Annotated in this window: 23 protein-coding genes and 2 pseudogenes; 4 read left to right on the top strand and 21 right to left on the bottom strand. The window is 37.3% G+C overall.

Translation table 11 applies throughout. The features are described 5' to 3' along the window. Positions 1-86: 86 nt before the first annotated feature. The gene (gene uvsE / locus ACHABU_RS17065; protein WP_435766165.1) at positions 87-1,052 is read left to right on the top strand and encodes a UV DNA damage repair endonuclease UvsE; all 966 of its coding nucleotides are present in this window, start codon (positions 87-89) and stop codon (positions 1,050-1,052) included. 188 nt (positions 1,053-1,240) lie between these two features. Here uvsE and ACHABU_RS17060 read toward each other — a convergent pair whose 3' ends face one another. The 15 genes from ACHABU_RS17060 to ACHABU_RS16990 all read right to left on the bottom strand — a co-directional run bounded on the left by ACHABU_RS17060 (position 1,241) and on the right by ACHABU_RS16990 (position 17,129). Further along, positions 1,241-1,507, bottom strand: a complete 267-nt coding sequence (locus ACHABU_RS17060; RefSeq protein WP_435766164.1) for a hypothetical protein — start codon at positions 1,505-1,507, stop codon at positions 1,241-1,243. Positions 1,508-1,856: 349 nt separating this feature from the next. Continuing rightward, complete coding sequence (locus ACHABU_RS17055; RefSeq protein WP_435766163.1) at positions 1,857-3,257, bottom strand: MFS transporter; 1,401 nt, start codon at positions 3,255-3,257, stop codon at positions 1,857-1,859. Positions 3,258-3,821: 564 nt separating this feature from the next. Then, entirely contained in the window at positions 3,822-4,406 is a 585-nt protein-coding gene (locus ACHABU_RS17050) for a class II aldolase/adducin family protein (RefSeq protein ID WP_435766162.1), read from the bottom strand. 20 nt (positions 4,407-4,426) lie between these two features. After that, positions 4,427-5,662 carry a 3-oxo-tetronate kinase gene (otnK, locus tag ACHABU_RS17045; protein ID WP_435766161.1) on the bottom strand — a complete coding sequence of 412 codons (1,236 nt, stop codon included), beginning with the start codon at positions 5,660-5,662 and terminating at the stop codon, positions 4,427-4,429. A gap of 61 nt (positions 5,663-5,723) precedes the next feature. Beyond that, positions 5,724-6,629: an NAD(P)-dependent oxidoreductase gene (locus ACHABU_RS17040; protein WP_435766160.1), complete on the bottom strand. Its 906-nt coding sequence runs from the start codon at positions 6,627-6,629 to the stop codon at positions 5,724-5,726. Positions 6,630-6,930: 301 nt separating this feature from the next. Then, entirely contained in the window at positions 6,931-7,629 is a 699-nt protein-coding gene (locus tag ACHABU_RS17035) for an aspartate/glutamate racemase family protein (RefSeq protein ID WP_435766159.1), read from the bottom strand. Positions 7,630-8,004: 375 nt separating this feature from the next. Continuing rightward, positions 8,005-8,862 (bottom strand): energy-coupling factor ABC transporter ATP-binding protein, encoded by an 858-nt coding sequence (locus tag ACHABU_RS17030; RefSeq protein WP_435766158.1) that lies wholly within the window; start codon positions 8,860-8,862, stop codon positions 8,005-8,007. After that, the gene (locus tag ACHABU_RS17025) at positions 8,859-9,719 is read right to left on the bottom strand and encodes an energy-coupling factor ABC transporter ATP-binding protein (protein ID WP_435766157.1); all 861 of its coding nucleotides are present in this window, start codon (positions 9,717-9,719) and stop codon (positions 8,859-8,861) included. The genes ACHABU_RS17030 and ACHABU_RS17025 overlap by 4 nt, the downstream gene beginning before the upstream one ends. After that, positions 9,716-10,465 carry an energy-coupling factor transporter transmembrane component T gene (locus ACHABU_RS17020; RefSeq protein ID WP_435766156.1) on the bottom strand — a complete coding sequence of 250 codons (750 nt, stop codon included), beginning with the start codon at positions 10,463-10,465 and terminating at the stop codon, positions 9,716-9,718. Before ACHABU_RS17020 ends, ACHABU_RS17025 begins: the two co-directional genes overlap by 4 nt. A gap of 195 nt (positions 10,466-10,660) precedes the next feature. Further along, positions 10,661-11,278 (bottom strand): ECF transporter S component, encoded by a 618-nt coding sequence (locus tag ACHABU_RS17015; protein ID WP_435766155.1) that lies wholly within the window; start codon positions 11,276-11,278, stop codon positions 10,661-10,663. After that, positions 11,275-12,738, bottom strand: a complete 1,464-nt coding sequence (locus ACHABU_RS17010; protein ID WP_435766154.1) for an amidohydrolase family protein — start codon at positions 12,736-12,738, stop codon at positions 11,275-11,277. The genes ACHABU_RS17015 and ACHABU_RS17010 overlap by 4 nt, the downstream gene beginning before the upstream one ends. A gap of 237 nt (positions 12,739-12,975) precedes the next feature. Further along, complete coding sequence (locus ACHABU_RS17005) at positions 12,976-13,938, bottom strand: nucleoside hydrolase (RefSeq protein WP_435766153.1); 963 nt, start codon at positions 13,936-13,938, stop codon at positions 12,976-12,978. Between the two features lie 206 nt (positions 13,939-14,144). After that, positions 14,145-14,972 carry a BtpA/SgcQ family protein gene (locus ACHABU_RS17000; protein WP_435766152.1) on the bottom strand — a complete coding sequence of 276 codons (828 nt, stop codon included), beginning with the start codon at positions 14,970-14,972 and terminating at the stop codon, positions 14,145-14,147. A gap of 248 nt (positions 14,973-15,220) precedes the next feature. Next, on the bottom strand, positions 15,221-16,021 hold the full coding sequence (locus ACHABU_RS16995) for an SDR family NAD(P)-dependent oxidoreductase (protein ID WP_435766198.1): 801 nt from the start codon (positions 16,019-16,021) through the stop codon (positions 15,221-15,223). 367 nt (positions 16,022-16,388) lie between these two features. Continuing rightward, positions 16,389-17,129, bottom strand: a complete 741-nt coding sequence (locus tag ACHABU_RS16990) for an MBL fold metallo-hydrolase (protein WP_435766151.1) — start codon at positions 17,127-17,129, stop codon at positions 16,389-16,391. 327 nt (positions 17,130-17,456) lie between these two features. Here ACHABU_RS16990 and ACHABU_RS16985 point away from each other — a divergent pair, with 327 nt between their 5' ends. The 3 genes and pseudogenes from ACHABU_RS16985 to ACHABU_RS16975 form a co-directional block, all read left to right on the top strand. Next, positions 17,457-18,548: a carbohydrate kinase gene (locus ACHABU_RS16985; protein WP_435766150.1), complete on the top strand. Its 1,092-nt coding sequence runs from the start codon at positions 17,457-17,459 to the stop codon at positions 18,546-18,548. Positions 18,549-19,051: 503 nt separating this feature from the next. Further along, positions 19,052-19,252 (top strand): annotated as a pseudogene (locus tag ACHABU_RS16980) (IS256 family transposase); the annotation flags it as partial. 13 nt (positions 19,253-19,265) lie between these two features. Further along, positions 19,266-19,397 (top strand): annotated as a pseudogene (locus ACHABU_RS16975) (IS256 family transposase); the annotation flags it as partial. 230 nt (positions 19,398-19,627) lie between these two features. Here ACHABU_RS16975 and ACHABU_RS16970 read toward each other — a convergent pair. The 6 genes from ACHABU_RS16970 to ACHABU_RS16945 form a co-directional block, all read right to left on the bottom strand. Continuing rightward, positions 19,628-19,759, bottom strand: coding sequence for a hypothetical protein (locus ACHABU_RS16970; protein ID WP_435766149.1), 132 nt, complete (start codon positions 19,757-19,759; stop codon positions 19,628-19,630). A 25-nt stretch (positions 19,760-19,784) separates the two neighbouring features. Continuing rightward, complete coding sequence (locus tag ACHABU_RS16965) at positions 19,785-20,531, bottom strand: SDR family NAD(P)-dependent oxidoreductase (protein WP_435766148.1); 747 nt, start codon at positions 20,529-20,531, stop codon at positions 19,785-19,787. A 375-nt stretch (positions 20,532-20,906) separates the two neighbouring features. Beyond that, entirely contained in the window at positions 20,907-21,551 is a 645-nt protein-coding gene (locus tag ACHABU_RS16960; protein WP_435766147.1) for an FMN-dependent NADH-azoreductase, read from the bottom strand. A 188-nt stretch (positions 21,552-21,739) separates the two neighbouring features. Next, positions 21,740-22,189 carry a GNAT family N-acetyltransferase gene (locus ACHABU_RS16955; RefSeq protein WP_435766146.1) on the bottom strand — a complete coding sequence of 150 codons (450 nt, stop codon included), beginning with the start codon at positions 22,187-22,189 and terminating at the stop codon, positions 21,740-21,742. Positions 22,190-22,350: 161 nt separating this feature from the next. Then, positions 22,351-24,762 (bottom strand): heavy metal translocating P-type ATPase, encoded by a 2,412-nt coding sequence (locus ACHABU_RS16950; RefSeq protein WP_435766145.1) that lies wholly within the window; start codon positions 24,760-24,762, stop codon positions 22,351-22,353. Next, positions 24,755-25,120, bottom strand: a complete 366-nt coding sequence (locus ACHABU_RS16945; RefSeq protein ID WP_435766144.1) for an ArsR/SmtB family transcription factor — start codon at positions 25,118-25,120, stop codon at positions 24,755-24,757. Before ACHABU_RS16945 ends, ACHABU_RS16950 begins: the two co-directional genes overlap by 8 nt. Between the last annotated feature and the right edge of the window lie 236 nt (positions 25,121-25,356).

Genomic DNA, 25,356 nt, shown 5'->3' with positions numbered 1-25,356 from the left:
TTGGGATAAGAAACCTGTTCCCCGCGGTCCAGAATTCGGTATGTATAAGAGGATGGTTGCAGAATATAACGGATGAGGTGAAATAAATGACGATTGTACGTCTTGGTTATGTCGCAATGAGTATGGAACTTAAAAATGCATCCCCGTCGCAAAAAATGACGTTTACCCAATTCAATAAAATTGCTAATCGAGAAGCAGCCATTCATAAATTAGAACGTATTGCACTATCGAATTTGCACAATACACTCAGACTGTTAAAACATAATGCAGGGTCTGGTATTCATTTTTACCGGCTAACCTCTCATCTTATTCCTTTAGCAAACCATGAGGAGCTGCTTGATTGGAATTATATGAAGCCTTTAAAAGAATCGCTTCGTGAAATTGGAGACTTCGCAAAAAATCAGAAGATAAGAATTGATTTTCACCCAGACCATTTTGTTCTGATTAATTCAAAAGAGAAGCATATCTTGAAAAATTCAATACGTACGTTAAAGCTACATTACTTATTATTAAAGGGAATGGGAATACACCCAACTCACCGCTGTGTCATGCATGTTGGTGGCAATTATAAAGATACCGAAATGTCACTGGAACGTTTTGTTGACAATTGGATGGACGTCCCAAAAGTGATCCAAAAAATGATCATGCTTGAAAACGATGATAAATCGTTTACTTTAAAAGACACGCTTTATTTATGTGAAAAACTAGATATTCCCCTCGTTTTCGATTACCATCATCATCTTGCTCATCACCAAGATCCAAATTGGGAAATCAACTGGGATAAAGTTGTTCAGACATGGAAACATTCTCCGCTCCCATTAAAAATGCATATATCCAGTCCAAAGAGTGATGAAGCATTTCGTCATCATTCCGATTATATAGACATTGATATGTTTTTTAGATTTCTTAAAGGAATAAACGGTAGTGTTCCACAAATTGACTGTATGATTGAGGCGAAGAGAAAAGATGAGGCTCTATTTAAATTAATGGATGAAGTAAGAGAAAGGAACGATATTGAAATTATTGATGGCTCTTCTTTTTATTTAAAGTAAGGAAAGAAGGAATAAATTGTGGTACTGTGTCAGCCCCCTATTTTTCTATAGCGTTAATACTTTAATTCACTGAGGGGCAACATCTTTCCTAAACATTGAGAAGGAAACCCTCTGTGCTTGTGGTTTTCCCTCTTAGTAATTAGATTTTTATCTTGAATTCAAAAATTTGATAATAGAACTTTTCAATATTATAAATGATCTTTGCCAATAACAATTTCATACCAGCAAAAATATTCATTAATTTTAATAATTATTGCAACCATTAATTTCATAATCACTAAATAATTGTTAAAATTTATATGTTTATTGTTCCAGCCTAGCCTACCGTGAGTATGTTTATTTCTCAATTGAGGACCATTTTGGAACTTAACATTATTTAAATAATAATCAAATAAATCTCGTTCGCTTTTATAGAATAAAGATGATTTAAAATTAACTAGTTCTTCTTGGATCATCACATTAATCTCTGATTGTATGTTACTCGGCATCCTATAAAAACTAACATATTTATCGAATAACAATTCCGTATTTGGTGGATCGCTTATTAACACCTGTCTTATAAGCGAGGCATAATCTAGAATTAACGTTTTTTGATAAAAAATTTGTCTAATTGAAAAGTACTTGTTTTCTAAAAATCTAGCGAATGTATCTTCATCTAATTTGTCAGTTAATTTAAACTTACTGAATAGGGTTAAAAAATCTTCCTTGTAATTTCTTTCTAGATTTTATATTGTTCATTCACATTATGTTTGTCCTGTAAAGCGTTCACTAAGTAAGTTCGGGCTGTTTCAAAGCGACAAGAGGTTAAATTTTCTGTCCTTGATTTGGTGTAATAAAAAAACTTATTATGAACGCTAGTATGGTGAATCCTATAGATATCCACAAACCGGTGATATACCCGCTAATAGTACCCTGGCTAACAAAGGTAGCCACGACTGTAATACCTACACTTGCCCCGATACTAAATGCAGCTCCGTTAAATGCTGGCAAGGCCGAGGGTGCATCATTTGGTGATAGTAAAACCCCCAACCCATTTATAGTAGTTAGTAATAATCCGTTATAGGTTATACCTAAAACGGCCACAGAAGCAAACACAATCCACTGGCTTTGTGTAAATAACGAGATTACAATAAGAACAGCAATGGTGGCAACGAGCCCGATGCGCAACAATCTAATCCAGCCCCATTTCCCTGCAAGCCAACCGGATATAGGTGCACTGAACACACCAATAAAAGCAGGTGGCAAAAGAAACAATAGCCCCGTCATAGTAGCGCTTAGTCCAAAACCAACTTCGTGATCCTGGCTGAGCATAACTATAGTGAAGAAAATAACAGCAAAAGGACCGCACAGTGTTAGAAATGTAGTAACAATTAACGGCCACACCTGACGAGAACGAAGATGTTGCACCGCTATTAAAGGGGTTGAACTCTTCTTCTCGATTAACCAGAAGGCGATCATTGAAACAACTATTCCTGTAAGGTAAATTAACGTAACTAGTGAAAACCAACCAACCGAGGAACCTGTGTCAATAAAAAACGTCATAAAGATTAACGTAATCGAAATTGCCACTGCACCCCACCAGTCCATCCTACCAGTAACTTTAGTACTTCTGCCTTTGGGAATAGAATATATGACACCTATTAAACTAATCAGAACAAAAATAAAAATAACACCGAAAATCGACCGAAAACCGAAATTGTCACTAAGGAAGCCACCAGCATAAGCATCAATACCACCAATCCCTCCATTCGCAGCCGTGATGATGCCAAGCACAGTTCCAAATTGTTTTGCACTAATGTTTTCCCTTAAAGTTACGTAACAAAGTTGGAAAGATGCGCCTGCGACACCTTGAAGAACTCGTCCTATCAACAGGACTGTGAAAGTTGGGGCTAACATACATATAAGAGTTCCCACTCCCATTGAGATTAGGAGAATAAAAAGAGCGGGACGTCGACCAATAAAATCACTCCACCGGGCTAACACAACACTGACAACAGATGCAGTAAGTAAGACCAAAGATGAAACTTGCGAAACTTTATCAACACTAACATGCAAAGTATTTGCGATGTTAGGAAGCGCAGGGTTAACCATAGTTAAAGACAGTTGATAACTCAATACGCAGAAAAAAAGGGTAACTACCAAACCTACGATACCGCTTTTTTGGTCAGGTTCGTTAATTTTTTGTTTTTCCACCAAAGCTTCCATAAGGATAACCCCCTTTATCTATCATTTTTTGAATTTAATGGGACTGGACCTATTTTTAAAGTACCCGCTAGACAGGACTTTGTCACTTTAAAACCGAGACAGAATCCCTATTCCCTAGACTAATAGGACTTCTAACCTTAAAGAACAATTCTGGAGCATAGTTTTTACTACTATATTCACGGAAGTGGTCATCCTCTTATAGATACCGTATCACCAACATTTTCATATTCACTGAAATCACCTTTCGATAGCGCCTTCATCATTTTGAAAAACTCAGCATTATCAGCTCTTAGTCACCGAGGATTATGTTTGAAAATTACAGAGTGGTGCAGATACTGAAAGGCACTCCATAGGAAGAGAGGATTGATGACTAAACAATAATCAATAGATTATTGAGGGTAATAACTAGCTTAAGTGTGGTTAGAAAAGCAACAAAAGAGGTCTAGGATTAACTGTTAATTAGTGCATGGCCGCTACCAATCAAAAAGCAGGGGTACATTCACTGAAAATCCAAACAACTATAAACTATATATTTTTCAAAATCACGCTAGAATAATCATAGAGTTACAGTCTATTTCGTAACTCCCATGCAATTTGTGCACTTTCTTCCATTTCTTCCAAAGCAAAAAATGCATTCATCAAATCTTTCCCCGGTACAACTGGACCATGATTACTTAAAAGCCAACCATCACTATAGGCTACTCGATTATCAAATACATCAAAAAGTTCCTGGCTTCCTGGTTGTTCGTATGGAATTAAACCAACCATTCCCAACTGCATTTTTAAATATGGAGTGTGATTAGGAATACAATCAACTTCATTTAACCCAGGTACACAACTCCATAGTACGCTGTATGTACTATGCACATGAATTACCGCACCCACTTCTGGTTTATTTTTGAATACTGATAAATGCAATGGTAATTCCTTACTCGGTTTTAATTTATCATGCCGGTTTCCTTCCATATCTACAATAGCGAAATCGCTTCGTTTCAACCTCCCAAAACATGTGCCACTGGCAGTAATATAAACCTTGTCTTTATGTAAAAAACTTAAATTCGCAACACTTCCAGTAGCTTTTCCACGTTCGAACAAGCTATGGGCAATCCACATAGCATCATCAAGCTTGTTTTCTAATGTTTTATCCATAGTCTTATCCCTCCCTTCCATTATATTGAAGATAATGCTCGAATAAAAAAGTCAGATTCTCCAAAATTCCCACTTTTAAGTACGATTCGTGTTTGGATATCGTGTGTAGGAATCATAATAGGAACTCCCGGGGCAATACTCTCCCCAATATGATATCCGGAGTAGCCGAGCCTTTTCGTAACTGCTCCGCTCGTTTCTCCCCCGGCAACAATTATTCGATTATATCCGGAATTCACAGCCCGTTCGGCCAAGTCAGCAGTTGCATTTTCCAATTTTTCAGCAACTGATTCGATACCTTGCTCCTGAATTTTTTTAACGTTTTTCGGTGTATCACTGCTATATACTAAAATAGACTTACCTTTGTTTTCTTTAATTACATTCCATATATTCTCTACCGAATCTTCGCCTGATAATAATTTATTCGGGTCCATAAAATAACTTTCACCACCAGATAGTTGATATTCTAAAATCTGGTTTCGGGTTGCTTCACTGCAACTTCCTGCTAATATTAACGCCGGGGATTTGGACTTTCCAGATATACCAGTTTGCACACTTTCATTGTGCATTTTAGCCAATGGTTCCGCTAAACCACTACCACCAGTAATCAGCTTCAAATCCCCAAACAACTGTATAATTTTTTCCGCATCTTTATCTTTATCATGGTCAGGTACGAGATAAAAATGTGAAGCATCTGTTTCTTTTGTAACATTTTCGATATAGTTCTCTAATTCTTCTTTGTTAATGGATCTAGATAATTTCATACTAGGGAACGTACTTTGTGTACCCATTAACTCCACGATATCACTATCCCACATCGGTGTAAGTGGGTGATTTTTCATTGGACTTTCATGTAATGGAACACCATTTACATATAGATTCCCACTTTTTACTGTTCGCCCATTGACCGGAAGCGCTGGACATAAAATTGTATAAGGAACATCAAGTACCTTCATTACAGCATCGCAGATTGGTCCGATATTCCCTTCAGGTGTAGAATCGAATGTTGAACAATATTTTACATAAAATTGTTGTGCACCTTTTTTTTTCAACCAGCTTATTGCTTCAAGAGAATCTTTGACTGCTGTTTTTGTTTCCTGAGTACGGGTTTTTAAGGCAATGACACATACATCCGCTTTTGGATCCTCATTAGCTTCTGGTACTCCATTGTACAAAACTGTACTAAGTCCTCCTTTTACAAAAAAAGAAGCTATGTCACTACCACCAGTAAAATCGTCTGCAATGCAACCAAAACGCACGATGATTGTCCTCCTAATATATTAGATTATTTATAATTTCTTCATAGAAACTAGTAAACTTTTATTCGTAACCTTCTTTACGAACCTTTACATCTAACAAATCTTCATAGAAGCGAATCATTGCATGTTTATAGAAATCACGCTGTCCACCTCGTAATGCAAGTTGATAAGATTGCATTGTCCCATTCAACGTTGGTAGTGGAATCTCTTCTTTCACTAATACTTCATACATACTCTCCATATCTTTATATGCTCTCTCCAATGACATTCCATGTTCAAAGTTTCCTTCCAATACTTTAGGAACTAACGCTTTTGAAGCAAAACTTGAACCAGTTGCCGTCATTAATACGTCTCCAAGTTTTTCGGGATCCAGGCCAAGCTTAACACCAACAGGCATAAGTTCCGAAAAGCTTGCAACACAGATGTTCAGTGCACAGTTATTAATCATTTTCGTGAGCTGGCCAGCACCATTACCGCCCATGTAAATAACCTGCGATCCCATCCTATCTAGCATAGGCTTTATAATATTAAATATTTCTTCTTTACCACCACACATGATACTAAGTGTTCCATCGAGACTCTTTTTTTCTTGACCTGAAATCGGACAATCCAGAAAATCTATTCCTTTCGATTGACATTCTTCTGCAATTTCTGTGGCCCCTATATAACTAATTGTGCTAAAGTCAACAATAACTTGTCCTGGTTTCAAATGTTTGAGAAGCCCGTTTTCTCCTAATACAACCTCTCTTACAATCTCCAAATTTGGTAGGCAAAGAAATATATAATCACTATCTGTTGTATCTTCAATGTTTGTAGTTGTGTTAAACCCCTTTTCTTTAAACTGGTTCAATGGTCCGGGGTGTGCATCACATGCAAGAAACTCGTACTCATCTTCTTGCTCACCTTTTGCAAGGTTTAATCCCATTCCCAATCCCATTACGCCTAAACCAATATAACTTAATTTCATTATAAATTCCTCCTTTGATATTGTTGTGTAAAATTTTTAACAGAGATACTTTATAAAAATATTTACTCTATCTAATTCATAAATAAAGAATTTTAAATTCTTTATTTTTACTCTTGTATTATATTTAATACCGCTTTAACGCTTCGTTCGGACTTGTTAATACCGGAAGACCTAATGATGCTACTTCCTTCTCAGCGGATGCTTGGTAATCTGGGCAAGTATGATTACATCGCAACCTCTTTAATTTTTAGCTGCTAGACGGTTCAGACGATTATGTTCTGTTTCATTTCCAGCTTTTAATTCAGTCATTGCTTGTGTATTGTAGGATTTTAACTTCTTTACTTTTTTGCTCTTGTATTATATTCAATACCGTTTTAACCGCTTCGTTCGGGCTTGTTAATACCGGAAGACCTAATGATGCTACTTCCTTCTCAGCGGATGCTTGTGTAATTTGGGCAAGTATGATTACATCGCAACCTCTTTTTTTCAATTTTTCAGCTGCTAGACGGTTCAGACGATTATGTTCTATTTCATTACCAGCTTTTAATTCAGTCATTGCCTGTGTATCGACTTGTGTATCAATCTCTATTTTTTTACCTAACTCTTTTGCAAGTTTTTCGAGTTGATTTTTCGTAGCTGGTGCTGTTGGTGCATTCGTGGCAACGATACCTATTTTGTAATAGTTATTAATGGCTTTTTCTAACATAGGGTAGTCAACTGCTAAAATTGGTACTTTTACAAATGGCTTTATAGAATCTACAATAGGTGTCAGTACAGTACATGCAACGATAATCACATCCACCCCTGCTTCTTGCGCTGTATTAGTAATATTGAAAAAATCTCGATGTGTTTTATCATCTATACCTCTAATTTGATTTGCATAATACTGAATATTTTCATCAACGAAATTTAGAACAGTTACGTCTGGTGCTAAACTTTTGAATACTGCGTTTAAAGGTGGTACAGCGTTACAGGTCGCATGAATAATACCAATTTTCATATCTATTCTCCTCATATCTTTTAGTAGTAAGCTAGTTTCATAAAATCTACCTAATTAATCTGTACAGCCAGCTTTATCCAGGAATTCTGCCTTCCACCTGGTGATGAACTGAGGGATGACCCCATATTCTGAGAGGCTCTCTTCAGCAGAGATTCTTCCCTGAGCACTTATAAACTTGATTTTATTTTTCCAATACCCTGAGGACAGTTTACTTGGCGTTTATGTTACAACACCGATAATAGTTGTTATTTTCAGGAACTTTAATATTATCTAATATCTTTACTTTGTCCTCATGCATTCATAAGTACACATAATTCATCACCTAAGATTTCAATGATTATTATGGAGGAAACCGTCTTGGCGTCCTGCATTCCATCAAATGTTAGCAACATCCCTTATTAGAGTATTTCCAGATTGATCCTCTGTAACTTTATATTTTTTCAAGATGTCAATCATTTGATCAATATCTAATATTCTGTCTTTGAAGTTTAGTGTATTACTTAATCTACTGATATGGGGCTGTTTTAGCATCGCTTCTTTTAAAATGTCAAAATCCCAAAATACTTCTTGCTTATTACTATCCGAGATTACTCTCTTATTTGCCATCACTATGACACGTTCAAAATTCTGAACGACAAACTCCATATCATGTGTTATTGTAATAATGGTTTTCCCTTCTTGAACTAATGAATCCATTATGAAACCCAACTTTTTAATTGCTATAGAATCTTGACCAGCTGTTGGCTCATCTAAGATAATAGTCTCTGTACCCATTGCAATCACCGAGGCAATTGTGACAAATTTTTTCAAGGAATAAGGCAAATGATACGGATGTATATCTAAAAAAGGCACAATTCCTGTCAATTCTGCGGCTTTCATTACATTTTCATCAATTTCCTTCTCCGAAAATCCAAGGTTTTTAGGACCAAAACTTATTTCGCTTTTTACATTATCATGAAAAATTTGATCATCAGGATTTTGAAACACATATCCTACCTTTCTAGATATCTGCGCTGTTGTATAATCTTTTGTATTTAATCCATCAATAATGACATCACCTTGTGTCGGCTTTAATAATCCATTCATCATTTTCACTGTAGTTGTTTTACCGGCTCCATTTTGTCCAATTATGGCTACCAATTCACCTTTTTCAAAAGACATGCTGACATTTTCAACAGCTGTAAAACCATTAGGATAACTATAAGTAACGTTATTTAAAGTTAAAAAACTCATGGTTTCACCCCTTGTAATATAAATTTTTTTATCGTTTCAATAGAGTCCTTTTCAGTAATTGGAATTCTATCCGTATTCATATTGTGTTTACGCATTTCTATGTTTAATTGTGTATACTGAGTTAACTCCATACCATATTGCTCTGCATTTTCGTCAGATAGCACCTCTTCGGTTCTTCCTTGTTTCATAATCTGTCCATCCTGAAGAACAATAACAAAGTCTGCATACTCAGCAATTAACTCCATTTTATGCTCTACTAAAATAATTGTTTTCCCCTTTTTCTTCATAATATCTATTGCTTTAAATATTTCCTCTGTACCCTGTGGATCCAATTGTGATGTCGGTTCATCAATAACTAGAATATCTGGCTCCATAACCAAGATAGATGCTAGAGCCACTCTTTGTTTTTGTCCGCCTGAGAGTTCATTCGGATTTTTGTGTTGCATATACTCAATGCCAAACAACTTAATTATGTCTTGAACTTTCTCTTTAATAATACTAACTTCAACACCTAAGTTCTCAAGTCCAAAAGCAATCTCATTAAAAACAGTTTCTTTTACGCCACTTATTTGAGTAAAAGGATTCTGGAAGACAAAACCCACCTTTTGCGCAAGTTCACTTGGATCCCAAGTACGAATATCTTTACCGTCTATCAACACTTCACCACTTAAATCTCCCTTATGAAAATGTGGAATAAATCCTCGAATTACGTTACAAAGTGTGGTCTTTCCCCCACCATTGATACCAACTAAGGCATACAGCTTTCCGCTCTCAATATCAAGATTGATATGATGCAAAACCTCATCGCTACCAGTAGGGTATTGGTATGATAGATTTCTTATCTTTATTCCACTCATAAGGAAAACCTCCAAATTATGATAGAAACTAATAAAATCAATAGTATAGCCCTAACGAATTTATCACTCTTAGTCTTTTCCAATTGTTGTAAACTTGTCTTTTTGGTCTGAGCAGTAAAAGCCCTTGACTCTAATGTTATAGCTTTTTCCTCTGTGCTTGAAAATGACGATAAAATCAAAGGAGTTAATGCAGGTATAAAGGCTTTCATTCGTACCCTAAGCTTACCTTCTGTTTCCACACCGCGAGATTTTTGTGCATCCATAATTCTTATCATATCCTGTCTCATCTCAGGAATAATATTAAATGAAGAGACAAGCACAAAGGTTGCTTTTGGCGAAACTCCTAATATTTCTATAGAACGAGCTAGATCATTTATTTTTGTAATCTGGAAAAATAAAATTAATACTGATCCTATTGCCACAATTTTGGACGTTAATTGTAAACTGAAAATAATTCCTTCTTCTTTAATTGAGAATGTACCCCATGACCATAATATTGTATCTCCCGGATAGAAGAATGATTGTAAAAGAAAAATCATTATAACTATAGGAAACAATCCCTTGAAAACAAAGTTTGCAAAGAACTTTGCTTTACCAGCTAACATAGCAATGAATAAGCAGACCAAGGGGATCAAATATGAATATAAATATCCTGGTAAAAGAAACGGAATTATGCATACAAATAGTGTGCAAAAAAGTTTCGTAGTTGGATATAGATTTAGAATAAAGGATCTGAGTTTTTCCATAGGTGTACCTCCCTTTATATTTTTTGGACTGGAGGGGGAAATTGGATGACAATATCCTCAATCACTAATTGCTATAATATATGTGGATAAAACTCTCCCCCTCGCACATTTTAAATCCACACATCAATTTTCCCTACTTCAATTTTTTTTAAATAGGCTTAATTTTTTTGACCTATAATGCATTAATATATTCTTTCAACCTACCTTCTTGTTATTCTTGTTATTCTTGTTATTAATATATAAATATCCATAGTTTTGTTTAGAAAGGTATTGTTCTGACATCTTTCGAACTACAAAATAAGCAATAAATATGGAAAGTATTTTGTCAAAACTTTCGACGAATATTTTTTGAGTAACGACGGCAGTCCATATTTCACGCCCCGAAGCTAAAATAACGGCAGTGAAAGCATCTGATCCAGTTCCGGATGCTCCTCCAAATACCATAATAGTTATCGGCGTCGCAATTAGTATCGCAACAATAGCCACGATAAAACCAGTAACCGTAACTTTCCAAATTTTTGTTGTCATACCCTTCTTAGCTAGGAGACCTACTACAATCCCTGAAGCCATGGAAACCGGCATAAACGCTAACTGTGTAGGATCAAATACCCCAAAAAACAGTTTTGAAATCCCTCCTGTTGCCGCTCCAACCCATGGGCCAGCTAACATCGCGACAATCATTGTGCCTATTTGATTTAAGAAGATAGGTACCTTCAACAAATGGACCAATTCTCCAGCAACTACATTTACTGCAACACCAATGGGAATAAGCAAAATTGCCATAAGGGTAAAATCCTTTTTTATACCTTTCATACCTTTCCCTCCTCTAAATTATGATGGAATTTATAATACATTTTGGAAAAATGTGGTTCGCATTCCTCGGCCAACTGAAGGCTAGATTGACTTTTTTCAATAAGGGAGTCATATTTATCTTTAACTGATTGTAAAATCTCCTTTTCATCAAATGATATTATTTTGCGATTTTTAAGAACCCATTCTCCCCTGACCATTACTGATTCTACCGAATTTCCGCTCTCATAATAAACAATCTGAGATATAATATCTGCATCTACAGCAAAGGTAGGTGATTTCCTGGTTAATAAAACTATATCCGCTTCATAACCTTGTTTAATTTTCCCACGCTGTTTCTCTTCGCCTAGTAAATAGGCACCGCCAATTGTAGCCATTTTAAAAACATCTATAGGCTTCAGCCATTCTTTGAAATTGGATTGTTCCTGTCGACTATGCATAACTGCTAATCTCATTGCTTCAAACAGGTTATGAGTAATTCCACAATTGGAGGAGTCCGTTCCCAAAGCCAAGTTAATCCCGGCATGTAAATATAATGAAATATCTGCTCTCCCACTTCCAAGCATCATATTACTAACAGGATTATGAATAAGGGAAACGCCATGCTTTGCTAAAATATCCACCTCATCATCTTCAAGCCAGATAGAATGGGCCGCGGACAACTGTCTTGAAAGCAATTGCTGTTCCTGTAGTCTGCCTATTATTCCACCAGGAAACTTAACATCCCCTATATCCTTTTGAATTCTCGTTTCCAAGAGATGTGTATGAATAAATGCCCCTTCTTGTTCACTTAAATGCTTGCATAATGCAAGCATTTCCTTCGAACATCGCTGTGGCGCATTTGGTCCCAATAAAATTTTGATTTTATCATTTTTTTGATGCCAATTGTTAAGAAGAGACGTATAGAGCGCTTTCATTTCTTTGACTGTAACTGGAGAAATATCATCAAGTTTTCTCTTTAAACTTAGGGGTAATTCAACAGGGAGAAAATGATGATCTGGTATATCGTGCATCATTGGTGCAAATCCGACTCTAATAGATGAATCTTCATACGCTTTCAAAGCAGCTTCTGATCTTTTAACATGAGGAAAATGGTCAATACAACTGGTAACACCACTTTTAATCATGTCTATTACACCTAATAGCACTGCATTATATATATCATCATCATCAAGAGAATGTCCATATGCCGTTGTATACAGCGACCATATTTCTAACGGTAAATGGCTGGTAGTCCCTTTTAACATATTTGAATAGGAATGATAATGGGCGTTTGTCATACCAGGCATTACTATCATTTCGGATCCATCGATTGTTTCCTTGGCACGAATTGGTGGTTCACTCCCGGGATAATGTGGGATAACCTCTTTTATGATTCCATTATCCACCAAAACACTGCCTTGAATAGTACCTACTTTATCATCCATTGTGATAATAGTCGCATTTTTAATTAGTATTGACATCACGCCACCCCTTTATCGACTAAATATATTAATAGAAAAGAGACGACTAAAAATACTGTTTTCCATTCTTTTCTTTAATTGATTCCGAATCGCCTGTATTTTATCATCCTGTTTAGTTCCAAAAGGATAAAGTTTTCTGTTTAAATTTCACTAGGGGCATCTAGCCTCTGTGGAACAAGATGAAAGATTCACGCTTTGAATACCAAAAGTCGCATTCTGGTTCTTTTTCTGGTGGGCCTATCGAGCTAGAGCTTTGAATGTAGAAATCCGATCGGCAAAACGGTTTGCCACTCTCTCCCCATCAACTCCCATAAGAATCGAGGTATTGGGGTCGGGATTACCCCACTGTCCCGTAAATTCTGTTACGGTCTGACCCGATGTCAGCAAACCCGACGTCTCAATTGACACAAAAGCCGGCTGCACCTCAAAGAGTTCAGGCCAAAGTGCATAAGCTACGGCAGGGACGTCGTTGTAAAAAACGCCTGACTCCGCTTCTTCGACTTGTAGCGAGGTGATGTATGCCTTCCGACGGAATTTGGTAGCTCCTAGAAGGAAATCTCCGGGGCGAGTACTCGATGCCTTAATACGATCAAGGTTTTCGTTCGAAATCTTCACCTTTGAACAAACATCGAGACCCACCTGAACGATTGGCGCCCCCGACTCGTACACCACGCGTGCGGCTTCCGGATCATTGGCTATATTAGCTGACGCCACAGGGGTAACATTTCCACCAACACGGACTGCGCCGCCCATGACAATAATTCTTTTCACCTTCTGTGCGAGACCTGGGTCGATGGATAGTGCGAGCGCCACGTTGGTTACAGGTCCTAATGCTATAATGGTGATTTCGTTAGGTGCCTCGTTACAACGCCTCAAGATCTCCAATGCAGCATTTTTCTTCGACTCTGAAACAGTAGGCTTAGGGCGCTCAACGCCACCAAGGCCGTTGTCTCCATGAATGTGTTTGGCAAAGTTTGGTTGACGTACAAGGGGTTTGCCAGCCCCTCGGTAGACGGGAATATCAGTTCTTTCAGCCACTTCAAGTAAAGAAAGAGCATTGTATGTCGAAGTTTCCACCTCTATATTCCCAAATACTGTCGTCAAAGCTTCGATATGGATTTCCGGGGACGTGAGCGCAAGGTAGATTGCTGCAAGATCGTCAGTACCAGGATCAGTGTCAATAATTACTCGTTCCACCATATTAATTTCCCCCTATATAAGTAAATTTATTGTCGGTTCTACAAAATATAAAAGCATCATCATGATACACAAAAAAAACCACAAATGCCACCAAATTAAATATTTTTAGATATTTAATTTCATTGTTCTTTTAATACCAGCTCTTCTTTTAGTAAAGGTTTTAACTTATATAAGGGGGCAAAATTAGCCCCTTATATAAATCTTGTTTAAACTGTGACTTTGTTGCTATTTTGTCTTTCCCTGTCCACCCCTTCACAGAAGCGACGCGTTTTATCCTCATCAACTGGATTTGTCATTATATCGTCAATCTTGGAACCATATCCAAAAACTGCCCCATCAGCATATTTAAGAAGATTTGCGGTCTCGACTTTCATTCCACTTCCAATAATGATAGGCACATCAGGTACTGCTTCTCTAACTGCCTTTAAGTTTTCTACTGTGGGAGGATCTGCCGACTCCTCTCCGGCCAAGATTAGTGCGTCAGCCATCCCACGATAAGCTGTATCTCGTGCCAAAACCCCCAAAGGTCGAGGCGCTATTGGAGCAGCATGTTTTGTTTGAATATCTGCGAAGACCTTGACATGTTCCAGACCAAGATGTTTTCGATACCTCATTACTAAGTGTGCTTCAGCGTTGATAAATCCTTGGTCAGTTATATACGCATCAGTAAGGATATTAAGCCTAATAAACTCTGCTCCAACCACCCCAGCTACCGCTAATGCAGCTTTCCAAGAATTTCTTAGTATATTAATACCCATAGGGAGATCGACTTCCTTACGAATTTCGTGAGCTATCATTGTCAGCGATGCCACAGTTTCAGGTTCCATCGTATCAGGGTAAAAAGGATAGTCATTGAAGTTTTCTATTATAACGGCATTGGCCCCACTCTTTTTTAGACTTCGTGCATCCCGTAGAGCAGATTCCAAAACTTTATCTAGATTCCCATTGTAAAGAGGTGAACCAGGTAGTGCTTCTAAATGAACCATACCTAATACTGGTTTTTCTACACCAAAAACATCATTTAATACTGTCAAAATAAACTCCTCCTTATTATTCGTTGACTTGTTGTCATACAATTCACATCACTATCATCTAATCGATAACCTTTGGCTACCCCTTGGAATCCGCCCAACTTAGCAATAAGGTTCAGTAGTTCGCAAGGTCGTATTAATTTTCGTGGAGTTTCCCCGCTAGCCAGCCGAAGCTTTAATCGTTAGAACAGTGCGCTCGGTAGGGAGCATCACCTATGTTCTTACGAAATAGATCCCATCAATAACATGGCTTATACATGATTCCTAATCTTTTTTTCAAACTGATTGATGGGCAGTGCAACATCCGCATCCAAAATGGGTGGTCGGAGTTGCGCTGTGAGTCCCCCATCAACGACTAGGACTTGACCCGTGATATATGAAGCTTCCTGTGAAGCTAAGAAGCGAACGGAATGAGCCACATCTTGAGGAATACCGAGCCTTCCAAGTGGGATGAGATCTTCAGGTGAGGACTCTCCCCCGACAGCAGTTCGGTTTTCAACCAAGAAGACACCCGGCATCACAGCATTAACCCTAATTTGTCGCGGAGCAAGGTCGAGTGCCATTGCTCGAGTAGCAGCCTCAATCGCACCTTTAGTTGTGTCATAAGCAACACGATTTCGATGTGCCCGTGTAGCCCCTCCAGAGCTCATATTGATGATGGATCCTCCATCACCTTGGTGAACCATGGCTTTGGCAGCAAACTGACTGCAGAGATAAAGTCCACGAAGATGCACGTTCATAAGGTTATCCCACATATCGGGGTCTGTTTCGAGAAAGTGTCGTTCCGAGTGTGGTCCGTGGGCGATTCCCGCATTGTTAACCAGCACGTCAATACCGCCTTGGAAATTATGTGCTTGCTCAAAAAGGCTTTCTACATCTTCTTTTGACGAGACATCCGTATATACGAAAAGGCCTTCTCCCCCCGCGTCGGCGATTTCACGTACACATCGCTCGCCGGCGTCGGCGTCAACGTCCGCGATGACTACCGAAGCACCTATTTCGGCGAAGCCTAGGGCAATACCTCTGCCGAGTCCTTTTGCACCACCAGTCACGATAACTCGTTTCCGTAGTATATCACTCAATATATTCACACTCCATTTGATTTCATTTATTAATGTGTTTGGTAAAGTAATCTCTAATCTAATTGTGGCTGCTAATCTACGAATTCACGAGTTTTTATGTAAGCCTTTTCAATATCCCTGTTAGAAAATTTCAATAGTCAAATTTTCTGGGGTTTTTAATTCCCCTTGAATATAAGGCTTAGTCAATTCAAACTCAGTTTCTCTTTCATTTGGATACAGCGAAAGTCCACTTGTTCTTTCAATCTATTATTTAAATTGATTTACACCATTTGTCTCACCCCCCTTATATCCTTATACACTGGTTATTCTAGTTTCCATATACAATGAATATTGTTCCCTACTCCAATGTTATAGTAGTGTAATCGTCCACCGTATCAGAAAACCAACATTGTAAATCAGCTTCCCTTTTATGGAGATAGAATGGCTTCTCGTTAATAAGTTTCATGGGGATATCGTGTCCAGGTACCAAAATACTGCCTGTCTTTCTATTCCACAAACTCCATAAGTAATCAATTGAATTTTGACTTTCTGACAAATTTAACGTCATGTCTACATTGCCTGATAAAAGTTCACTCCTATTTTTAGCTGCATCCCCACTAAATAACAAATCATGTTCACCATTATCTACACTGTATGCCATGTGACCTGGTGTATGGCCTTTAGTTTGATGAGCAACAATACCAGGAACAACTTCTTCAAGATGGTCGACTAACCTTATTTGAGGAGAACGATTTAATTCCTTAACATACAGTTCAGGTACGTCCGATTCTCCGATTGGTTCATTTAGTGCCCAATTCATATCCACTCGACTCACTACAATGGTTGCGTTAGGAAACAAAGTCCAATTTACACAATGATCCCAATGCGTATGGGTCAATAAAACCATTGTTATGTCATTTGGAGATAAGCCTTTGTCATGTAGTCTTCTTAATAAAGGTTTCCTAACACCAAAACTGCCTACATCAACAATAATATTTTGGTCATTTTGAGACAACAAGGCTATCGTACTCCATCCAAGTCCTCCGTGAGTTGGGGACTTTCCGGGAAATCCTTGGACAAATATGTTGTAGTCAAACATTACTAACCCTCCTTTCACCTTAGCACTAAAAAATTCACACCTTGAAATACAGTCAAAAGAAATTTAAATGCATTTCATGAGGTTTCGATTAATTAGCACTCTTAATATTAATTGTTTTCTGAATAAATTAAATTCATTGTTTTTTCTTATTATATCAAAAAATAATTAAATTACAACACTTTTATAAACATTTGTTTTTAAAATAATAAAATGTTTATAAAGGTGTTGCTTGGTATGGTACAATCTATTGCAATATAGTGTGATAATATTTAAGGTAGTTGTTCTCGCTGGCTATTGGAAATTTTTAAATAAGGAAGTGGATATCACATGGATAAGGGAAAGCAAATTATAGACCTGATTCGGCTAAATCCATTTATTTCACAGCAGGAATTGGCGAATAAGGTTGGGTTATCAAGGCCGGCAGTCGCTAATTATATAGCGAATTTGACAAAACGCGGCCTGATTCAGGGACGCGCCTACATCTTGCAAGAGGAATCATCGATTATTTGTATCGGCGGAGCCAACATCGACCGCAAAGCACGTACAAGCCAAAAGGTTCGTTTTTATTCATCAAATCCGGTAATAGTTACAGAAGTTTGTGGTGGTGTAGCACGTAATTTTGCGGAAAATTTAAGCCAGCTCGGCATTAGTACATCACTTATAACATCTGTTGCTGACGATAAAGAAGGATTCTGGCTATTGAATGAAACAAAAAGTCAAGGGGTAGATGTTAGTCAAGTATCGGTGTTCCCAACCGAACGAACTGGCACATACACCACCTTACTGGATATTACTGGAAAGAGTGTTGTCTCTATGGCCGATATGAATATCTATGATCAATTAAAACCTGCCGTGTTGGAAGAAAAATGGTCGCAAATTATTGCGGCAAAAGCTGTTTTTCTGGACACGAACTTACCAGAAGAAAGTATCGAATACATGATAAAACGACTGAAAGATCAAAAAACGCCAATATTCATTGATCCAGTATCACCTGCCAAAGCCCGAAAACTGCCATATTGTCTAGAAGGTGTCGTATTGTTAAACCCTACAAGGGAAGAGGCAGAGGTGCTTTCAGAAATGACCATTGCCACTATTGATGATTGTCAGGAAGCTTGTGAACGAATAGTTAAACGTGGTGTGCAAAATGTTATTATTACTTTAGAAGATGAGGGAATTTATTATTTTTCCGGAAAAGAATTCGGACATCTTTCTCTGTATCGAACAGATGTAGTTGACGATACGTTAGCTAAAGATGCGTTTGCTTCCTGTGTCATTTACGAATTGACGAATGATGAACCGTTGCTGAACGCATGCAAATTTGGGCTTGCCGGTTCTTATTTAACATTAAAAACAGGAAAATCCAATTCCTCCTATTTGGAACCAGATAAAATTCATGAGATAGTGAAGGAATTTTCTTAGAATGAGGAGTAGATTCCTGCTTGGTGATACAATACCGGGGCAGGAAAGGTGAGAATCAGGCTGTGGCAGCGGCACGACTTGTTTCAGAAGTGCAAATAATAGCGTATATAACGATTAATAGTATAAAGATATGAAAATAAATATTGGTTAGATTGATTTATTACAATTTATAATATAAATATTCAAATGAGTGAATTAGAATTTATAAGGGATAGTAAAGCCCGTGATATAAAATACCGTGATGCTACAATAGGCGGTGACCATAAAACAAAGAAAATAACAGGGTAGAATGCATAGTCAAAAATCAACATGGAGAATCCTATATCGGTGAAGATGCATTTACATACATAAAAAAATACTCTGGCATTGATATTAAAAAATTTCTGAATGGAAATCGGGAGTGTTAAACTAAACTGTGTAAGTAAGAGAGCGCACGGATCTTACTTCGCAGTTTAGTTTTTTTATTGGTAGAATAAAAATATAACGATTGGGAGGTTGTTCTACTGGCTAAATCAAAGCGAAATCAAAAATCAGCTGTATTAGCGAGCCAAATTCTAGAAAACTACCAATCAGAGACTGTAGAAGACATGCAGAATGCACTCAAAGATATAATTGGGCCTATGTTTGAAACCATGTTGAAGGGTGAAATGAATAATCTTTTAGGCTATGATTCGAACGATAAAGAGGAAAAAGAGACAGAAAACGTGGTTATGGAAGTCCATCCGTAAAGTAATGTACACCAAGAATGCGGTTGAGAGCATCCACGCCAGCTTCAGAAAGGTAACTAAAAAAGGAACATTCCCCAAGGAGAACGCCCTTTTGAAATTAGTATTTTTACGTGTGAAAGACCAACAATAACATAATATTACTAACATTATTCAAAAAGGAAGTCAATCAAATTATGATTCCCTTGTTTTACTCTCGCACCAGTTAATGAAAATATATAATGCACTTTCTGCTATTGCAACTGCCTTTCCATCTCCGTCGAGGATAATATTATGAAGACCTACATACGGTAATTCCTCATTATCCAATTCATATAATGTATAATTGGATGCTGTTGCTGTTTTTGTTCCGTCTCACACTAATTTTGCAAGTTCATCAGCCATTTCTTTTGAATCACCAAATGCCCAAGCTTCATATTCTTTCGGTGCGTTGGGATTATTTTTTCGATAATCATCCCACATTTTAATAATCGAATCATTATTCATATAGATCAACCTACTTTAATTTTATTTACTCATCTGAAGTACCTAGTGTCATTCCACCGTCTACAACAATTTCTGTACCCGTACAGTACGAGCTTTCATCTGATGCAAGGAACGCTACAGCTCGAGCAATTTCAATTGGTTGTCCAATACGTCCTAAAGGTACTGAATCGTAGTAAGCAGGAACCTGTTTGCCTTCAGTAGCCATTGCTGTTTCGACGCCACCTGGATGTACCATATTTACTCGAATTCCTTTTGGTCCTAATTCTATAGCTGCAGCTTTGGACATTGCAACCACAGATGCTTTTGTCGCAGCATAGATAGAGGATTGGCTAATTGGAGCAAATGCAGAAATCGATACATTGTTAATTATGGAACCTTTTTGCTGCTTTTCCATTTGTGGAATAACTGCTTGCATCCCCATAAAAACACCAAGTTGATTGATATTAATAAGCTGTTGATAATCATCTAAGGTTGTCTCTGTAAATGGTTTCCGTATTAGAGCTCCAGCATTATTCACTAACACATCAAGCTTACCAAATTTATTTATGACCTCATCAACCGCTGATTTCCACTCTAATTCTTTTGTGACATCTAACTGAACTGGAATAGCTTGGTCTTCTCCAATCATCCCAGCCACTACTTTAGCCTCATCATAATTTCGAGCACCAATCGCTACTCTAGCCCCCAAAGTGGCGAGGTGCTGAGCAATAGCTTTTCCCTGTCCTCGATTAGCCCCAGTGACAAGAATCACATGGTTGTTTAAACACGACATATCTTCACTCCTTTTTTTAATCATCATAAAGCTCTGATTTCACCATAATATCAGCCTAAATAAAGCATATGCTTACATTGTACCTCAAACGAATACGGAACCACTTATCTCATCTGCTGTTGTATTCCCACAATTTCAAAACTGAAAGAGAATGAAAAAATAAGTATAAAACCGATATTTAGCTCTTATAATAAATAAAAAATCCATTTTGAACAATAGATTGATCAAAATGGATTCATATTCAGGAACTTGAAAGTAGTTTTCATTAGTCTTTACATATTGATAAAGAAATAACTGTCGGTACATCTAATTCTGCATCTGCTTAAGTGAAAATCCATACACTTTCCAACTCATAAATAAAGAGAAAGTTTAAAATTAAGCAGTAACAGCAATTTCTAATAGACGATTTGCTGAAGCTTTCACTTCTTCCATACCTGCAGTAATGATTTCTTGTGCTTTATCAGGCATCGCATTGTGACCTTCGATGATCACCTCATCGATAATTTCCATACCGAATACTCCACCGAATACGTTGCGCATGTAGTTAACAGCCATTTCCATTGGAGCTGCTTCTGGTACGGAGTAAACTCCGCCACGAGCGTTAAGGAACATAGCTTTTTTATCGGTCATTAATTGAATCATGTTGCCTTCAGCATCATATTTAAATGCAAATCCTGCAGCATATACATAATCGATGAACGTTTGTAATTTAGCTGGGATGGTTAAGTTCCATAATGGGAATGCGAATACGACTACATCTGCAGCTGTGATTGCATCCATTGCTTTTTGTTTTGCAGCTAAAAGGCGTGATTCCACGTCAGTTAAATCTCCACCATTTTGTACTTTTCCGAAAGCGTTAAAGGCATCTTGACCGAAGTAAGGTGTGTCTTCTTCATACACATCGTAAGTTGTTACGTTTACGTCTTTACCTTCTAATTCTGCTATAAACGTTTCGTACATTTTGCTAGAGATAGCTTCTGTTGAAGGGCGGTTATTTGCTTTTACTACTAAAATATTCATACTTAAAGAACTCTCCTCTTATAACTATTTGCTTTATCTTTGCCAACTTATTATAAATGAATAAAATGAATTTTGTAAGTACGCACTTAAAAGTGGCATAGTATACAAAAAGATACTATTGGAAAAAAACGATCATTTAGATGGCCGCCTTATTGAACTCTTACACCATTTCATTGATTAACGAGAAATTAAAATTTCTTTTCAAAGGATGTTACGGATAACTGTTCACTTACTATGACTTCTTTAATCTTTTGAAAACCATTCTTATTATAAAAACTAACTGCTGGGATATTTTTGGACGCTGTTCCTACTTTTATTGTTCCAACCACGAACTTACTTTCAATGTAATTTAAAAGCATCTGCGCAATCCCTTTTTTAAAATAGTTTGGGTGTACGATTAACCTATATATATCTATTTCATCATTTTCTACTTTTATCGATATTGCCCCGCATAGTTCGTCCTCTAAATAATATCCAAAGAAATTTTCTCCGCATTGCTGCAATTTATCAATTGAATCTTTTAATGGGGGTATTTTATAAGAACCAATTATTTCAGCCTCTACCATGTATGATGGTATTTGAATGTTAAAAACTTGCTCAGCGTTTTTTCTGTTACTGATATCGATTTTTTTAATCAATTTAATCCCTCATTCAATTTTTTCTTGTTCCACAAACATGCCTGCCATACCGACGATCTCCTTATTGTGTTACTTCTCGTTTTTTCACTCTCTTCCACGGTCTAGCTAATTGGAAAAATCCCAAGAGTTAGAATGTAGCTCTAACTCTTGGGATAAGTGTCCTATTCTTTTACTCTCATCAGTCGCAAACTATTTAATGCTACCAAAATAGTAGCTCCCATATCTGAAAGAATAGCAATCCAAAGCGTTAACCAGCCTGGTATAACTAATAGTAAAGCAATTAATTTAATTCCAATAGCAAACGTGATGTTAGCTTTGATTATATTTAAAGATTTTCGACTGAGTCTCACAGCGAATGGAAGTTTGCTTAAATCATCTCCCATTAAGGCAATATCAGCCGTTTCAATTGCAGAGTCCGTACCAGCACTGCCCATTGCAATTCCAACAGTGGATGCTGCCAAAGCTGGAGCATCATTCACCCCATCGCCAATCATGGCTACATTCCCATACTCTTCTTTCATTTTTTTAATATAGTCTAATTTATCCTGTGGCATTAATTCCGATTGAATATCAGAAACACCTACATGTGCACCGATTGCACCTGCAGTACCTTTATTATCACCTGTCAGCATAATCGTTTTCTGGATTCCTAACTGGTGAAGTTTTTGAATCACATCTTTACTTGTTTCACGGACTTCATCTGCTACGGCAATAACGGCAAGGATATTTTGTTCCGTCCCAATAATCATGGCAGTTTTTCCTTCGTTTTGGAGGGTTTTTACTTTACCTTCGAACTCTTGGCTAAAATCGGAAACATGTAATTCCTTAAAAAGCCTTGGACTACCTATATAATAGGTCGTTCCGTTTACATTCCCTTCTATACCTCTGCCCGTAATAGAAGAGAATTCTTCCACTCGTACATCCAAATAGGAGATATTCTCTTGCTCTGCCTTCTTCATAATGGCTGAAGCAAGGGGATGTTGTGAACGATACTCTAAAGCTGTAACGATGGATAACAGCTCTTTTTCTTCCACCTGGTCATTTAGTACTTGAAAGTCTGTTACCATCGGCATCCCTTTTGTCAGTGTACCCGTCTTATCAAATGCGATTGCCTTGATGGCACCCAATTCTTCCAGATAGACACCGCCTTTGATCAATACACCTTTTTTCGCGGCATTCCCAATTGCCGAAACAATCGAAATTGGAGTAGAAATAACTAATGCACAAGGACAACCAACTACAAGTACTGCTAATCCTTGGTAAACCCATGTATCCCAACTTCCACCAAAGAATAAAGGTGGAACGACTGCAACCAAGGCTGCAATAACCATAATGATTGGAGTGTAATATTTTGCAAACTTATCTACGAATGCTTGGGCTGGAGCACGCTCCCCTTGTGCTTCCTCAACAAGATGAATAATCTTGGCGATGGTTGTGTCTTCTACATATTTAGTTATTTTTACTTCTAACAGACCCTCTTCGTTAAGCGTACCTGCAAATACTTCATCATCTACTGTTTTGGCAACAGGGACTGATTCTCCTGTTATAGCTGCCTGATTGACAGCCGACAAGCCATTCACAACTAGCCCATCCATGGCAATTTTTTGTCCTGGTTTGACAATCATAATATCGCCTACAACAATTTCATCTACATGGATCATTATTTCCTGACCATTTCGTCTAACAAGTGCTTCTTTTGGGGCGATATCCATCAATGAACGAATGGACTGTCTTGCTCTGTCCATAGAGAAACGTTCAAGTGCTTCACTGATTGCAAAGAGAATGACAACAATGGAAGCCTCTGCCCATTCACCGATGAGTGCGGCTCCAATAACGGCAACTGTCATAAGCGTTTTCATGTCAAAATCAAAGTGTATCAGGTTTTGAAAACCAATTTTAAATAGTGAAAATCCTCCAATGACAATCGATGCTACAAATAACAAGGATGTTACAAGGTTATCTTCTCCATTCACAAATTGAGAAAGGTAACCAAAGACAATTAGTAATGAGGCAAATAATAATGTACTGTGTTTTTTATAAAATGGCAGCTTTTCTTTTGTTTGAGCATTTTTGTCCTCTTTGGCTTCTTGTATCGATTGATTCGCCAGTTTTTCAGGGATTACGTTAAGATTTTCGAAGGCACCTGCTTTTTCAAGTTCTTCCACTGATGCACTTCCATAAACATCAATTTTTGAAGCTCCAAAGTTTACTTTGGCATCTTGAACTCCTGATATTTGATTTACATTTTTTTCAAACTTTCCAGCGCAGTTTGCACAGGAAAATCCCTCAACACGGTAAACATTTTTATCTTCCATTACAACAGGTTCGACCCGTCTTCTAGTTTTCTCTGGTGCCACTTTAAGATTCTCAAAAGCACCAGCCTTTTCCAGCTCTTCAATGCTTGCACTGCCGAAGACATCAATTTTGGAAGCACCGAAATTGACTTTCGCATCCTGGACCCCTTGTATTTGTTTTACGTTCTTCTCAAATTTTCCAGCACAGTTTGCGCAGGAGAAACCTTCTACACGATAAACATGTTTATCTTCTGGTAAGTTTTTTGTTGTACTATCCAAGTTTCATTACCTCCTTCTGATGTTCGAAGGCTGTTTGAATGAGGTGCTTAACATGCTCATCATCTAATGAATAATAGACCAACTTACCTTCTTTTCGGTATTTTGCTATGCCTAGATGATTCAATAATCTTAAATGGTGAGATGCCGTAGCATTTGAAGATTCTATAATATTTGCCACATCACAAACACATAACTCTCCTTCTAAAGACAGGACATAAGCAATTTTAACCCTTGTATCATCTGACAGAGCCTTAAAAACTTTAGCTACTTCCATTGGATTCTGTTTCGCTAGGTCATTTTTAGCTCGATTTACTTTCTCTTCGTTAATACAGGTAACTTCACAAATATCTTTAGCCATTATGATCCTCCTTTTATTCAAATGCTTATTTGTATATTGTAATTACTTATAATATATTCCAGTTTAAACAAATGGTCACATGATTGTTTGAATATATAACAAATTTTTTAAAAATGTAATACATCAGACTAAAAGTATCATTTACCTAAAATATTGATAAATCGAAAATCTAGTTGTAGGCGCATTATTATTCAAATGTTCTTTTGAATAATAATTTCACTTCTTATGGTACGACT

Origin of the sequence: Oceanobacillus sp. CF4.6 (assembly GCF_051262635.1) — a bacterium.
Taxonomy (GTDB): domain Bacteria; phylum Bacillota; class Bacilli; order Bacillales; family Amphibacillaceae; genus Oceanobacillus.
Note: the sequence above shows the minus strand (reverse complement) of the source record. Positions and strands in the feature narration are given on the sequence as shown.